The following is a 15,004-nucleotide window of genomic DNA, read 5'->3' as shown; positions in this document are numbered from 1 at the left end:
CTTCGACATGCGCCATTGATACTGCCGTGCTGTGCACGGCCTCGCCCTTCCCGCCACGGCGCCTTGCGCCGCGCGGGTTCGCCAGCCCTGTCTGCACGTACCAGGAGTATCCATGCCCGCATTACTACAACTCGACCGTCTGTCCCATGCCTTGCCCGATGGCCGGGTGCTGTTTTCCGATTTGCAATTTTCCTTTGCCCCGCAACGTATCGGCCTCGTCGGCGATAACGGCGTGGGCAAGAGCGTGCTGGCGCGCCTGCTGGCGGGCCAGGAGCAGCCATCGGGCGGCGCCGTGCGCTGCGACGGCAGCGTGCATTACGTGGCGCAGGAACTCGATCCGCAACACTATCCTACCGTGGCGGCGCTCGCCGGCATGGAGGGCTTGCTGGTTGCGCTGGCGCGCATCGCCGCCGGCAGCATCGACGAAGCCGACTACGCCTTGGTGGGCGAGCGCTGGGATGCCCCGGCCCGTTTGCGCCAGGCGCTCGATGCGCTCGATCTGCGCCATGTCGACGCGGACACGCCCACGGCTAGCCTCAGCGGCGGCGAACGCCAGCGCATCGCCTTGCAGGGCGCCTGGCTGTCGCAGGCGGACTGGCTGGTGCTCGATGAACCGAGCAACCATCTCGATGCGCAGCAGCGCGCCCGCTTGGTGGCGCAGATGGCGCGCTGGTCCGGCGGCTTGCTGCTGATCAGCCATGACCGCGCGCTGCTGGAGCACGTCGATGCCGTCGCCGAATTGTCGCCGCAGGGTTTGCGCAGCTATGGCGGCAATTATTCCTGGTATGCCCAACAGCGCGCGCTGGAGCAGGCCGGCTACGCTGCTGCCTTGCAGGCGGAAAAGGCCGGCGCCCGACGCGAACAGCGCGAAGCGCAGCAGCAGGCCGAGCGCCAGCAGCGCCGCGTGGGACGTGGCGAGCGCGAGGGCCGGGAAGGCAATCAAAGCAAGCTCTTGCTGGATGCGAAAAAGGAGAAAAGCCAGGATAGCCAGGGCAAGCTGCGCGTGCGCGCGCAGGAAGCGCAGCAGGCGCGCCAGCAACGGGTAATGGACGCCAGCGCCCGCTGCGCGCCCGAGGCCGAGCGGCTGCTGCTGGCGCCCGACAGCGCTGTGCCGAACGGCAAGTTGATCCTGGCATTGCGCGACGTGGTCTTGCCGCATGGCCAGGCGCATGCCCTCAACCTGGTACTGAGCGGGCCGCGCCGCCTGGCCGTGACGGGAGACAATGGCAGCGGCAAGTCGACCCTGCTGCGCGTGATCGCCGGGCAACTGGCGCCCGCCGGCGGCACCGTGCAATGCCATGCCAGGATCGCCTGGCTGGACCAGCATGCGGGCGCGCGCGAAGGAGACCGCAGCGCCGTGCAGCGCTTGCAGGCTCGCAATAGCATCCTGGCGGAAGGGGACTTGCGCACGCGGCTGGCGCTGCTGGGCATTGCCGGCGCGCGCGCCACCATGCCCAGCCATTTGCTCAGCGGGGGCGAACGCATGAAGGTGGCGCTGGCGGCCGAACTGTATGCGCAGGCGCCGCCTCAGTTGCTGCTGCTCGACGAACCGGACAATCACCTGGACCTGGCCAGCCTGCAGGCGCTCGAGCAGATGCTGCTGCAATATCAGGGGGCGTTACTTGTGGTTTCGCATGACCGGCTATTTCTGGAAGCGATAAACCTTGACCCGGAGGGCTTGACATTGCATAAATGATAATTGAATGAAAAAATACACGCTCGATGCCTGGAGAGCATGCTTCATGAACCGATGCTGAATTTTGTTTGATTGTCGGTATAATCCACTGAATAACCGGGCCTATTTGTGAACTAAAACTGCTGGTTCACCAATATGATGACGTTTAATCTGGCACTGTTGTCGGTCACTGCCGCGCTGCCAGGGCGACGCCGTCCTTGCCCTGCCGCTCATGAATTTCGGTTTCGTTTATATTGTTTTCTTGGAGAAATAGCATGTCGTTTTACGAAAAACTCAAAGCCCTCAACATCGAACTGCCAGTCGTTGCTGCGCCAGCTGCCGCTTATGTGATGCATGCCCGCACGGGCAATACCGTCTTCCTGTCCGGCCACCTGGCCAAGAAGGATGGCAAGGTCTGGGTCGGCCAGCTGGGCAAGGACGTCACCACGGAAGAAGGCAAGATCGCTGCGCGCGGCATCGCCATCGAACTGATCGCTACCCTGCAAGACGCGTGCGGCGGCGACTTGAACAAGGTCAAGCGCATCGTCAAGGTCATGAGCCTGGTCAATTCCACCTCCACATTCACGGAACAGCACCTGGTCACCAATGGCGCCTCGGAACTGTTCGTCGAAGTCTTCGGCGACAGCGGCAAGCATGCGCGCTCCGCCTTCGGCGTGGCGCAAATCCCGCTGGGCGCTTGCGTCGAGATCGAACTGATCGCCGAACTGGCCTGATCGTCTGAGCATGCCGGCGATTGCCGCCGGCTCACCGTTTCCTTCCCTTCCAGCAAGAGCGGAACCGCCATTGGGTGGAGGGATCGGTGTATTCAAGAAAAAAACGGAGACACGTAATGAAAACGAGTGAACAAGGCTTGCACCGAGGCCTGGGCGAGCGGCAGATCCGCCTGATGGCGCTGGGCGCCGCGATTGGCGTGGGCCTGTTTCTGGGTTCCGGCAACGCCATCAAGATGGCCGGTCCCGGCATCATGCTGTCCTACATCATCGGTGGCGCGGTCATCTTCATGATCATGCGCGCGCTGGGTGAAATGGCCGTGCACAATCCCGTGGCCGGTTCCTTCAGCCGCTACGCCCAGGATTACTTGGGACCGCTGCAAGGCTATCTGACGGGCTGGAATTACTGGTTCCTGTGGCTGGTCACATGCGTGGCCGAAATTACCGCCGTCGCCATCTACATGGGCATCTGGTTCCCCGACGTGCCGCGCTGGATCTGGGCCCTGGCGGCCTTGGGTTCCATGGGCGCGATCAATCTGCTGGCCGTGAAAGCGTATGGCGAGTTCGAATTCTGGTTTGCCCTGATCAAGGTCGTCACCATCATCCTGATGATCGTCGGCGGCACGGGCATGATCATCTTCGGTTTCGGCAACGGCGGCGTGGCCATCGGCATCTCGAACCTGTGGACGCATGGCGGGTTCTTCCCGAACGGCGCGCAGGGCGTGCTGATGTCCTTGCAGATGGTGATGTTTGCCTACCTGGGCGTGGAAATGATCGGCCTGACGGCCGGCGAAGCGGCGAACCCGAAGAAATCGATTCCCGACGCTATCAATTCCGTGTTCTGGCGCATCCTGATTTTCTATGTCGGCGCCTTGTTCGTCATCCTGTCGATCTATCCATGGAATGAAATCGGTACCTCGGGCAGCCCGTTCGTGATGACGTTCGAACGCCTGGGCATCAAGACGGCAGCGGGCATCATCAACTTCGTCGTGCTGACGGCAGCCTTGTCCTCGTGCAATGGCGGCATCTTCAGCACGGGCCGCATGCTGTACAACCTGGCGCAGCAAGGCCAGGCGCCGAAGGCGTTTGCGGAAACCACGGCCAGCGGCGTGCCGCGCCGCGCCATCCTGGTGTCCGTGTTTGCGCTGCTGCTGGGCGTGCTGCTGAACTACCTGGTGCCGGAAAAAGTGTTTATCTGGGTCACCTCGATTTCTACCTTCGGCGCCGTCTGGACCTGGGGCGTGATCCTCGTCACGCAGATCCAGTTCCGCAAGACCTTGACGCCGCTGGAAATCAAGAACCTGGCCTTCCGCATGCCGTTCGCGCCCTACGGTTCCTGGATTTCGCTGGCTTTCCTGGCGCTGGTGATCGGCTTGATGGCGTATTTCCCCGATACGCGCATCGCCCTGATGGTGGGGCCTGCCTGGCTGATCCTGCTGACGGTGCTGTACTACGTGCTGGGCCTGGCGCCGAAAGAACGCCGCGACGACGTGCCGCAAGGCTACGAAGCAGGCTGGCCGCCGGCCGATGTGCCGCACGGTAAAAAGTAATTCGGCGTAGTTGAGCTGAATCAAAAGCGCGCCCCTGCTCTTGCAGCGGCGCGCTTTTTCTTTCATATTGGCAATTCCATGCAGCGCTAGCGCCAGTGCGCGTTTGATGGCGCACGCCTGGCGTTGTTTCCTTGCATCAAACTTCTGTTTAGCTGAGCCGATGAAAGCCCTATAATCGCTTAGTTTTGAAAATGGACGCGATCTTTCCGGTTTTTTGCCAGGTAGGGCCGGAGCGCCATTTTTAAGTGTTTTTACCCGTCATGTTTCGAACGACACCTGACAAAACCGTAGCGAGCGGATGCGAGTTGTGGCTAAGAAGCGCAGCTGTGCGAATGCACAGTGAGCATCGCAGGCCGCAAATCACGACGCGCAGTAGGTTTTGGCAGGTGTTCAAGTGCATGCCTCATAAAGGAATGCTAGTGAGCCAAACCCTGGTCCAGAAACTTTGCCGCACCAAGCCGATCGATACCACGGTCGAATATGGTGAAGGCCTCAGCAGCAGTGGCTTGAGCCGGTCCATCGGCCTGTTTTCCCTCACCATGATCGGCGTCGGTGCCACCATCGGCACGGGCATTTTCTTTACCATGGTCGAAGCCGTGCCCAAGGCCGGCCCGTCGGTCGTCCTGTCCTTTTTGATCGCCGCCATCACGGCCGGTTTGACGGCCTTGTGCTATGCGGAATTGTCGTTCCGCATTCCCGCTTCCGGCTCCTCGTATTCGTTTGCCTACGCCACCGTGGGCGAGTTCCTGGCCTTCATCATGGCCGCCTGCCTGCTGCTCGAATACGGCTTGGCGGGCAGTGCCGTGGCCATCGGCTGGTCGTCCTACCTGAATAATTTCCTGGAAAATGCCTTTGGCTGGCATATTCCCGAGATGCTGCGCACGCCGATGATCGTTTCTGGCCCGCATGGCATGGAGTTTCATGCCGGCCACATCAACCTGCCGCCCATCTTCCTGATCTGCATGTGCGGCTTCCTGCTGCTGCGCGGCGCCAAGGAGTCCGCCCTGATGAACGCCATCATGGTCATCATCAAGCTGGCGATCCTCGTGTTTTTCATCGTCATCGCGTTTTCCGGTTTTAATGCCGACAATTTCTTCCCCTTCTTTAATGCCGACAACAGCAAGGGCTTTGCCGGCATGACGGGCGTGACGGCTGCGGCCGGCACCGTCTTCTTCTCCTTCATCGGCCTCGATACGGTGGCGACGGCGGGCGACGAAGTGAAAAATCCCACGCGCAATGTGCCGCGCGGCATCCTCGGCGCCTTGCTGATCGTCACCGTGTTTTACCTGCTGGTGGCCGTGGCCGCCCTGGGCGCGCAGCAGGCCAAGCTGTTCGAAGGCCAGGAAGCGGGCCTGGCGGTGATCCTGCAAAACGTCACGGGCAAGACCTGGCCCGCGCTGGTGCTGTCGGCTGGCGCCGTCATTTCCGTCTTCAGCGTGACCCTGGTGACGATCTACGGCCAGACGCGCATCCTGTTTGCCGTCAGCCGCGACGGCCTGATCCCGAAGTCGTTCCAGAAGATTCATCCGCGCACCCTGGTGCCGGTCAGCAATACCATCATCGTTTGCCTGGTGGTGGCCGTGGTGGCGGGCTCCGTCGATGCCACTTACCTGTGGGACATGGTCAGCATCGGCACCCTGACCGCGTTCATGGTGGTGTCGATTGCCGTGCCCGTGCTGCGTCACAAGCAGGGCGCCAACCGCATCGAAGGCTTCAGCGTGCCGTTCGGGCCGTATGTGATTCCTGGCCTCAGCGTGCTCGCTTGCCTGTACATCATGCGCGATTTGCCGCATACGACGTTTGTCGTATTCAGCGTGTGGATGGCGGTGACCGTGGCCATTTATTTCTTGTACAGCATGCGGCATTCGCACTTGGGCAAGAAGGCCCGCTGATGCAGTCTGTTCCATCCGAAACCGCCGCGCTTGCCGGCGGTTTTTTTTATTCTTAACTGGAATTTACATGATGAAAATAACTGATCTGGCCGCATGCGGCTTGCTGGCAAGCAGCCTTCTGGGCACCACGGCGCACGCTGCTCCTGCAGCCGAGCCGGCGTTGCGCGACTACCGCGCCGTTGCCCTGTCGGCCAATGGCCAGCGCATTGCCGCCATCGAGTCGAGCAAGGCCGGTGAACAGCCGCAGCGCCCGCATGCGGCCATCGTCGTGCGCGACGCTGCCAACGGCGCCATCGTCCAGCAATTCGACCCTTGCGCCGTGTGCTCGTACGACAAGCCCAGCTGGTCGCCGGACGGCAGGCAGCTGGCCTTTGTTGGCTACGATGCCAAGGCGGGCATGGCGCATCTGTACCTGGCCACGATGACACAGGCGCAAGCCCAGATATTGACGAGCATCAAAGGTGTGGCCAGTACGGCGCGCTGGTCGCCCGATGGCAAGCAGCTGGCCCTGCTCGCGACGGTGGGCGCGCGCAAGCTGGCCGGCGCCGTCGAGGCGGGCGCGCGTCAGGTGGGCGAAGTGGGCAGCGAAGACGATGCCCAGCGCATCGCCGTCGTGCCTGTCAGCGGCGGTGAGCCGCGTCTGCTGTCGCCCAGCGATACCTATGTGTATGAATACAACTGGACGCCCGATGGCCGTGGCTTTGTTGCCACGAGCGCGCAGGGCAATGGCGACAGCAACTGGTGGGTTGCCAAGCTCAGCCATATTGATGGGGCCACGGGCGCGCTGCGCGTGATCGCGTCGCCGGCCATGCAGCTGAACCTGCCCTCGGTCTCGCCGGACGGCAAGACGGTGGTCTTCATCGGCGGCCTGATGAGCGATTTCGGCTCCATCGGCGGCGACCTGTACACGGTCCCCCTGGCCGGCGGCACGCCGCGCAATCTCACGCCAGACTATCGCGGCACCTTCAATGGCGTCGTCTGGCGCGGCGCCGGCTTGCTGGCGACCGCACTGATCGATTCCCAGCTGGCGCTGGTGCCTGTCGATGCGCAAGCCGGTCCGGCCCAGCCGGTGATGCTCGGTGAGCTCAGCAGCAGCGGCAGCGACGGCCGCTTGTCATTCAGCGCCGATGGCCGGCACGCCGCTGCCGCGCAGGAAGACTTTACGCACGCCAGCTACCTGGTGGCGGGACCGGTGGGCCAGCTGAAAAAAATCACGCGCGATAATGACGGTTTTGCGCCGCAGCTGACGGTGCAAAACGTGGGCTGGAACAACGAACAATACAAGGTGCAAGGCTGGCTGCTGGGACCGTTGTCGGTGGAGGCCGGCAAGCGCTACCCGATGATCGTCAACGTGCATGGCGGGCCCGGCGCCGCGGCCTCGCCCCGTTATGTGGCGGCAAGCACCCTGATCCGCGAATTGACGCAAAAAGGCTATTTCGTCTTCCTGCCCAATCCCCGCGGCAGCTTCGGCCAGGGCCAGGCATTTACGCGTGCCAACATGGCCGACTTTGGCGGCGGCGACTGGCGCGACATCCTGGCCGGCATCAATGCGGTGGAAAAAGTGGCGCCCGTCGACGGCCAGCGCCTGGGCCTGATCGGCCATTCGTATGGCGGTTTCATGACCATGTGGGGCGTCACGCACAGCGACCGTTTCAAGGCGGCCGTGGCGGGCGCGGGCGTGTCGAACTGGATCAGCTATTACGGCCAGAACGGCATCAACCAGTGGATGATCCCGTTCTTCGGCGCGTCCGCGTATGACAACCCGGCCGTCTACCGCAAGGCGTCGCCCATCGAATCGATCAAGGCGGCAAAGACGCCGACCCTGATCTACGTGGGTGAGCGCGACGTGGAAACGCCGGCCGCCCAGTCGCTGGAATTCTGGCACGGCTTGCGTGCCATGGGCGTGCCGTCCAGCCTGTTCATCTACGATGGCGAAGGTCATTCCTTCCGCAAGCCCGAGCATCAGCGCGACTTGCAGCAGCGTACCGTCGGCTGGTTTGAACGGTATCTGAAGTAGTCATTGGTGGCCTGCCGCAGGCAGGCCACCCTGGATAACGCGGCTGACAAAATGTTCAGGGCTAGGCGCCGTGCCGAAGGCAGTACGAATGTACGACGAGGCGCGGCAACAACGCCATGGACTTTTTGTCAGGCGCGCGGTGCCACAATATGTACGATCGCCGCGCTATGTATCACGATCTTGTCCGCATCGGCCTGCAACAATCGGATGCGTCTCTGGACCAGCGGCCAGCCCGACCAGGCCACGTCGCTGGCCGGCGGCGCGGCTGGGGCGGCCAGCGGCGCGCTGATGGCAGCCTTGTTGTCGAGCTGCTCCAGCGCGCGCGACAGGGTCAAACACACTTGCGTATGGCTGTGGCTGAGCAAGGCGTTGACGGGGGCGACAGGCAGCTGGCTGGCATGGCGCCCCAGGATCGAACGCAGGGCCGCCACGTGGGCGACCAGCAAGTAATTTTGCACGATGAACAGGTTGATGTCTTCCACGGCCCGCTGCTTGCTGGCCGGTTCGTCGAGCATGCGCACCAGTGCCGAGCTGAGCGCTGCCAGGCTGTCCATCAGGCGCTTGCGTTCGATGCGGTAGGCGAAGTCATCGAAACATTTCCCCTGCAGCAGCTCGAAGCTGGCCTGCATATAGCTCAAGTTCACATTCAGCACCTGGCGTACGAGCCGTGGCAGGCTCTGGTATTCCCAATTGGCCAGCACGAAGCTGAACACGGTCGCCACTGCCGCGCCGATCAGGGTATCGATCAGGCGCTCGCTGACGAGGTTTGGGTTGCTGGGCGCCACCAGGTGCATTTGCAGCAGGATCATCAGGCTGACGGCGATGGCCGTGTAGCGGTAGCGCAAGTAGATGAAGGTGGGCGTGGCCACGATGGACAGGAACAGGATGGCCATCAGCACGATATTGCTGTGCACGAAGCGGATCACGATGGCCGTGATGACGCAGCCGATGATGGTGCCGATGATGCGGTCGGCGCGGCGCTGGCGCGTCATGCTGAACGTGGGGCGCAAAATGATGACGATGGTCAGCACGATCCAGTAGCTGTGCGCCGCATACGGCAGCCAGTGGCCGATGGCCAATCCCACGGAAATGGCCATCGATACGCGCAGGGCGAAGCGGAACACGGGCGACTCCAGACGCAGGTTCGACAGCAGGGTCTTCAGCTCGTATTTTTGCTGCGACAGGAAGGGCGCCATGTCCGCGCCGCTCCAGAACGGCACGTTGTCATAGACTTTCTGGCTGGCCAGATGCAAGTCCGCGATCATTTTCAAAATGGCGCGGATCTTGTTGCGCTGCGCGCGCAAGGTGGCCAGCGCTTCCTGCGCGCTGTCGCCTTTCGCATGCAGGCGGGCAATTTCTCCCTCGATGTCGGACCATTCCTTGTCGTAGCTGATCTGCGCATACGAGGCGCGCTTGCGCGTGACGGCATACGCCACGGATTCGATATCGCGCGCCGCCTTGTAGGCGAGGTCGTGCAGGGATTTGAGCACGTCGGAGTCGGTCAGGTGCTGGCGCAGCAGCGCGTAATCCGTGTGCGTGGAGAGGATCAGCTCATACAGATCCAGCATGCATACGTGCACCTGCACGACGATGGCATCCTTGCTGTTCTTGTGGCTGCGCAAGATCAAGTCGCGCGACGCCTGCTGGCGGTCGGCCAGGATGCTTTGGTGGCGCACCAGTTTGTTGAACTGCTCCGTCAGGTTAAAACGCGTGTCGTAGAAATCGGCCTTGATGTCGATGTAGGCGGCCAGTTCGAACAGGGCTTCGGCCAGCACTTGCTGCTTGATGCGGTGGCGCAAGACCCAGGCGATGGCCATGGCATAGGCCAGATATATCAATCCCCCCAGCATGAACAGGCCCGCGTGGTGAAACGATTGCTGCCACGTCATCTGGTGCTCCATCGACATGGTCATGATGAACAGGGCGGCCAGTTGCAAGGGCATCGATTTCTTGCCGTACACCACCATCATGCTGGCGAGGAAACTGACCAGTACGAGTACCGTCAGCAGCAGCCAGTGCACGGGGCCGCACAGGCTGATCAGCAGGGTGACGGCACTGCACAGCAGCACGGAGGCCAGCATTTCGTTGAACTTGTGGCGCAGGGGGCTGGGCATGTCCATCAGGGTCGTGCACAGGGCGCCGATGCACACCGTCATGGCGGTATTGCTGTCGCTGATTTCCTGGGTCAGCAAGGCCAGGCCGACGAGACCGATGGCCACGCGCAAGCCCAGGTAAAAATAATGGCTGTAAATAAAGGTGCGCAGGTTCAGTGCGTAGTGCATGGGATTACCTTGTGGGTAGAGCACAGAAAGAGGCGCCGCACCGGGGTCTCCGATGCGGCGCCAGGATGTTGCATTCGCTACAGCCCCGAGTTACATGAGGGCAATCACGGGATATCGACGCCATTCCGGTTCGGCAAAGCGCTGGCAGTGTGCAAAGATGAAATTCAGCACGGCTTCCTGATTGCTCAGCAAGGCCGGATTCGCCGCTTTCCAGTCGGCAAACTTGGCGGCCAGGGCCGGCTCGTCGCGCAGCAGTTCGGATGCCATGTCTTCGAACACGTAATCGGAAAACGCTTCCTTCTTTTCCAGCACGCTGTTGAAGAAGCCCCAGCGGAAGAAGCTGTCGTGCGCCTCGGGTTCCAGGGTTTCCACGGCGTAGCGCGCATTGTCCTGGTCCAGGCTGACCACATAGTCGCCCGCCTGCACGGTGAACTGGCCCGTGCGCGCTTCCACGTCCACCGTGTCGTGGAACATGTGGCCTTCGTAGGCGGTCGCGCGGGTGCCCACGTTATGGATGTGGTAGTAGCGCGCCGTTACGGTCTGTTCGGCGGTGATGCGGTGCATTTCCACGCCATTCCAGCGCAGGCGCTCGATGACTTCGCGCCATGCCTGCGGCACGATATAGGCTTTCGGCGCGTCCACGGTGACGTCCGCATCGAAGCGGTTGTAGTAGGCGATGTCGCGCTCCCACGGCTGCGAGCGGTCGTAGGACAGGCGCTGGTAGTTGCCGAGGATGCTTGGCGTGTACTGGGCCGCATAGCCCTTGAAAGGGAAGGTCGACGGTTGCTCTTCGTTCATGGCCCAGTGGATGGGCCATGCGGCTTGCGTGCGTCCTGCCGCTTTCGCTTGCGCGCGCAGCTGCTTGATCTGTTCGCCATGTTGGACCGTGAACGCCATGGTGATGTCGAGCAGGGCGCGCATGGAGGCGTAGCGGTCGGCAAACGGTTTCAGCATGTGCGTTTCCGGCATGAAACCGATGACGTGATGCAAGGCCGCAAAACCCGTCGAGAAACGGGGCACTTCGAGGAATTCGGCGATGCCGTGGTCGGGGCTGTCCTTGACGGGATTCACGTACGGGCAGGTGGGCCAGCCCGCCTGTTCCATTTGCGCAAAGATGTGCGGCAGCATGGTGTCTTGCAGGAAGGGACCCAGGCCATTGCCCAGCTTATCCGTCTGCGTGTGGATCAGGGTCATCGTATACGGGTAGTCGGCGCCGTTGGACGTGTGCGTGTCGACCATCACGTCCGGGTCCCAGCTGGCCAGCAGGCGGTTGAACACTTGCGCGTTCAGGCTGTCGCACTTGATGAAATCGCGGTTCAGGTCCAGGTGGCGGCTATTGCCGCGGAAACCGAATTGCTCCGGGCCATCCTGGTTCACGCGCGACGAGTTGGCACGGTTCAGGCTGCCATCGACGTTGTAGATCGGGATGAACAGCAGCACGGTGCTGCCCAGCGCCGCCAGGCGTTCGGGCTGCGTGCAGAGGTCGCGCACGATGGCCATGCAGGCGTCGATGCCTTCCGGTTCGCCTGGGTGGATGCCGTTATTGTTGAAGAACACGGTGCGGCCCGCGCGCTTGATCTGCTCGCGGTCGAAGACGCCGTCCGCGCTGACGACGCCAGCGTGGATGGGCACGCCCGAGTCGGACAGGCCGATCTGTTCGAAATGCAGCACTTGCGGATAGCGTGCGGCGAGATCTTTGTAGAAAGTGATGCATTCCAGCCAGGTCGTGGTCTGGTTGTGGTTACCGAGTTCGTAGGTCGTGCGCAAGTCTGGTGGCATAGCGGTCTGAGTCTGGGAGGGGGAAGGCGCGCTGGGTAAGTACGCCCGCTAGGGGCCAATTGTAGCACCGGCGCTCCTGCCTTGAGGCGCCGCAGCAGGCAAGTGCGGGACTTGTGTTATGAATACGTTTCACGCGCAAGGGAGGCGGCATGGGCAAGGCAGCGATGGCGGCGCTGGTGTGGTGGGCTTGCCTGGCGGCACAGGCGGCGCCGTTGCGCTTGCCTGCGGGCAAGGCGCCCGTGGCGCAGGGCGGGTCCGTCACGGCTACCGCGCAGGGCGCGCTGATACGCTACCGGGGTTGGCTGCTGGCCGTCGATGGGGCCGTGCCGGAAGAGCGGCCTGACATCGTGCTGACGTCGGCGTATGCGCACCACGCGCCGCTGCTGCAGATCGGCGCCACGCAGCGCACCTTGCCCCTGTGGTCAGCCTTCGAACTCGTCAAGGGCAGCGCGCGCCTGCGCATCACGGCGTTGCCGGGGCCGGACGAGGTTGCCGCGCTGCTGCTGGACTTTGGCGATAGCGACTACCGCATCGTGATCCTTGCCGCCCCCGTCGAGCGGCAAGCTTATGCCTTGCTGGCGCAGCGTTTTCCCGGCGCCGACCTGGCCTTGCTGCAGCAGCAGGGGCGGCGCGTGATGCTGCCGCTGGGAAGCGGCCGGGGGCAGGTGTTTGGCGCGGAGCAAGCCGTGCCTTACCGGTTTTCAAAGGTCCGGCGCTAGACGAAAAAAAGCCACTCCCGCAGGAGTGGCTCAGGTGACAAGCGCCCGTTACCGGGTTATTGCTTTTTGTTATTCAGCGCCCATTTCTTTCAGCAGGTTGTCTGCGTGGTCGACGTGTTTCATGTTCCACAGCATGTAGCGCAGGTCGACCTGGATCGAACGGGTGTTGGCCTTGTTGTAGTCCCAATCGGAAATGATCGAGTCCAGGGTGCCATCGAAGGCCAGGCCGATGAATTCGCCTTTCGAGTTCAGCGCAGCCGAACCGGAGTTGCCGCCGGTGATGTCCAGGGTCGCCAGGTAATCGACCGGCACGGTTTTCAGCTTCGGATCGACAAATTTGCCGAAGTCCTTGGCTTTGATCGCGGCCAGTTGATTGGCCGGTGCATTGAACTCGCCCTGGCCCGTGGCTTTGGCCACCACGCCATTGACGGTGGTGAACGCGGTCCAGGTGGTGCCATCGGCGCCATGGTCACGGCCGGCCACGCGGCCGAAGGTCACGCGCAGGGTGCTGTTGGCGTCCGGATAGACGGCTTGGCCCTTGCTCTTCATGAAGGCGATCTTGGCTTTCATGTAGTTGGCGTAGGCTTGCTGGATCTTGCCGGCCAGTTCTTCGTCTTCCGCTTCGTTTTTCAGCGAATCCGGGTACATGGCAACGGCTGCCTGGATGAAGCTGTCCTTGCTGGCCTGGAATTCGGCAGGCGTGCGTTTCAGCCATGCTGCGCGCTCGGCCTTGTCGGCCAGTTTGCTTCCCGCATACAGTTTGTCCAGGGCGGCGGACAGGTCGGCTTGCGACATGCCGTCCTTGATGCCGATGGCGGCGTCGAAGCTGGCGCGGCGCTGTGCTGCCGGTTGCGCGGCGTATTTGGCCAGGCTGTTCAGTACCAGCGCCTTGTCGACTTTTTCATCGTAGGTGCGTTCGACCGACGTGATGCCCGCTTCCAGGCGTGGCAAGTCGCGCGACTGGTAGCCGGACTTGCGTTCCGTATCGGCCTTGGTGCTTTCGTTGGACAGGCGGTACAGGCTGCGTGCCGTGTTCAGCAGGCGCGGCTGTGCGTAGCCCAGGAAGAAATCGCGCTTGGTGTCGGCATCGCGCTCGGCGATCAGTTTTTCCACTTGCTCGATGTCGCCGGCAAACTCCGCCTTGCGGGCTGCATTCGCGTTGACCCAGGTTTTCAGGGCTTCATGTTCTGCCGTCTTGCGTGCCAGGAAGTCGCTGCCCGCGTACGAATCGAGCATGCCCTGGCGGTTCTTGTAGTAGTTGTTCACGCCAGCCACCTGGCCCGCGTATTTCAGGGCAACATCCTTGTTGTCCTTGGTTTCGCGCGCGATGATGGCCAGGGTTTCGCCCGACGCTTTCACGAAGGCCGGGTAGTTCCAGTCAAACGTGAACGCCACTTCCGATGGCAGGCGGTGACGGTTGGTGCGGCCAGGGTAGCCCAGCGCCATGACGAAATCGCCTTCTTTCAAGCCATCCTTGGCCAGTTTCAGCACGTGTTTTGGCTGGTAGGGCACGTTGTCCTTGCTGAAGTCGGCAGCCTTGCCGTCCTTGCTGACATAGGCGCGGTAGAAACCGTAGTCGCCCGTGTGGCGCGGCCACATCCAGTTGTCGGTGTCGCCGCCGAACTTGCCCACGCCGGCCGGAGGCGCGTGCACCAGGCGCACGTCGCGGATTTCCAGTTGCTTGATCAGGTAGAACTCCAGGCCGCCGTAGTAGCTCGACACGGTGCAGCGGAAGCCCGCTTCTTTTTCGCATTCGGCGACCAGTTTCTTCTGGTTTTTCTCGATCGCGTCGATGCGTGCCTTGCCTTGCAGCTTGGCTACGTCGGCGGTGATGATCTTGTCGCTGACATTGGTCACGGCCGAGGTGACGAAGATGCGGCTGCCTGGGGCGGCCGGCAATTCTTCAGCGAAGGTCTTGGCCAGGAAACCGTTGGCCAGCAAATCGCGCTCTTTGGTCGAATTGACCGCCACGCTGTTGTAGACGCAGTGGTGGTTGGTGGCAACCAGGCCTTGCGGCGAGACGAACGACGCCGAGCAACCGCCCAGGCTGACGATGGCGCCCATCGGGAACTCGGTCAGTTTGGTCAGGGTGGTCGGGTCCAGTTTCAAGCCGGCGGCTTTCAATTCCTTGGCTACTTGTGGCAGCTGTTGGGGCATCCACATGCCTTCGTCGGCGTGTGCGAAGTTGCTCAGGATGGCGAGCGCGATTAAAGATTTTTTCATTCGAGTTCTAGTCTTTTTACATGGTGGGAAGTCGGAACCAACGTGTACCCAGTGTTTTTTCTCAGCGGGCGACCTAGAGTATCCGTATCGAACTCGCACTAGTCAATCACATTTTCCGGGCAGCATGTTTGCACTT

General features: G+C 62.1%; 9 protein-coding genes. 6 read left to right on the top strand and 3 right to left on the bottom strand.

Going from position 1 to position 15,004, the window contains the following annotated elements:
• Positions 1 to 112 precede the first annotated feature (112 nt).
• The 5 genes from GCN75_RS08600 (at position 113) to GCN75_RS08580 (ending at position 7,865) form a co-directional block, all read left to right on the top strand.
• The gene (locus tag GCN75_RS08600) at positions 113 to 1,696 is read left to right on the top strand and encodes an ABC-F family ATP-binding cassette domain-containing protein (protein WP_152282175.1); all 1,584 of its coding nucleotides are present in this window, start codon (positions 113 to 115) and stop codon (positions 1,694 to 1,696) included.
• A 254-nt stretch (positions 1,697 to 1,950) separates the two neighbouring features.
• A complete protein-coding gene (locus tag GCN75_RS08595) occupies positions 1,951 to 2,409 on the top strand; it encodes a RidA family protein (RefSeq protein ID WP_070254760.1) in 459 nt (152 codons plus the stop codon).
• A gap of 116 nt (positions 2,410 to 2,525) precedes the next feature.
• Positions 2,526 to 3,956, top strand: a complete 1,431-nt coding sequence (locus GCN75_RS08590) for an amino acid permease (protein ID WP_152282174.1) — start codon at positions 2,526 to 2,528, stop codon at positions 3,954 to 3,956.
• 419 nt (positions 3,957 to 4,375) lie between these two features.
• Positions 4,376 to 5,848 (top strand): amino acid permease, encoded by a 1,473-nt coding sequence (locus tag GCN75_RS08585; RefSeq protein WP_099666227.1) that lies wholly within the window; start codon positions 4,376 to 4,378, stop codon positions 5,846 to 5,848.
• A gap of 67 nt (positions 5,849 to 5,915) precedes the next feature.
• Entirely contained in the window at positions 5,916 to 7,865 is a 1,950-nt protein-coding gene (locus tag GCN75_RS08580; protein WP_226941201.1) for a S9 family peptidase, read from the top strand.
• A gap of 128 nt (positions 7,866 to 7,993) precedes the next feature.
• Here the strand turns inward: GCN75_RS08580 and GCN75_RS08575 are convergent, their stop codons facing one another.
• Together GCN75_RS08575 and GCN75_RS08570 are read right to left on the bottom strand one after the other, a co-directional pair.
• Complete coding sequence (locus GCN75_RS08575) at positions 7,994 to 10,147, bottom strand: FUSC family protein (RefSeq protein ID WP_152282173.1); 2,154 nt, start codon at positions 10,145 to 10,147, stop codon at positions 7,994 to 7,996.
• A 90-nt stretch (positions 10,148 to 10,237) separates the two neighbouring features.
• The gene (locus GCN75_RS08570) at positions 10,238 to 11,926 is read right to left on the bottom strand and encodes a M14 family zinc carboxypeptidase (protein WP_152282172.1); all 1,689 of its coding nucleotides are present in this window, start codon (positions 11,924 to 11,926) and stop codon (positions 10,238 to 10,240) included.
• A gap of 149 nt (positions 11,927 to 12,075) precedes the next feature.
• Here GCN75_RS08570 and GCN75_RS08565 point away from each other — a divergent pair, with 149 nt between their 5' ends.
• A complete protein-coding gene (locus tag GCN75_RS08565; protein WP_152282171.1) occupies positions 12,076 to 12,645 on the top strand; it encodes a hypothetical protein in 570 nt (189 codons plus the stop codon).
• Positions 12,646 to 12,714: 69 nt separating this feature from the next.
• On the opposite strand, the gene GCN75_RS08560 is transcribed toward GCN75_RS08565, so the two are convergent.
• Positions 12,715 to 14,868 carry a S46 family peptidase gene (locus GCN75_RS08560; protein ID WP_152282170.1) on the bottom strand — a complete coding sequence of 718 codons (2,154 nt, stop codon included), beginning with the start codon at positions 14,866 to 14,868 and terminating at the stop codon, positions 12,715 to 12,717.
• Positions 14,869 to 15,004: the final 136 nt, after the last annotated feature.

This window comes from Janthinobacterium violaceinigrum (assembly GCF_009208555.1).
Taxonomy (GTDB): Bacteria; Pseudomonadota; Gammaproteobacteria; order Burkholderiales; family Burkholderiaceae_D; genus Janthinobacterium; species Janthinobacterium violaceinigrum.
The sequence above is the reverse complement of the archived record's forward strand: the minus strand, read 5'-3'. Positions and strand labels throughout refer to the sequence as shown.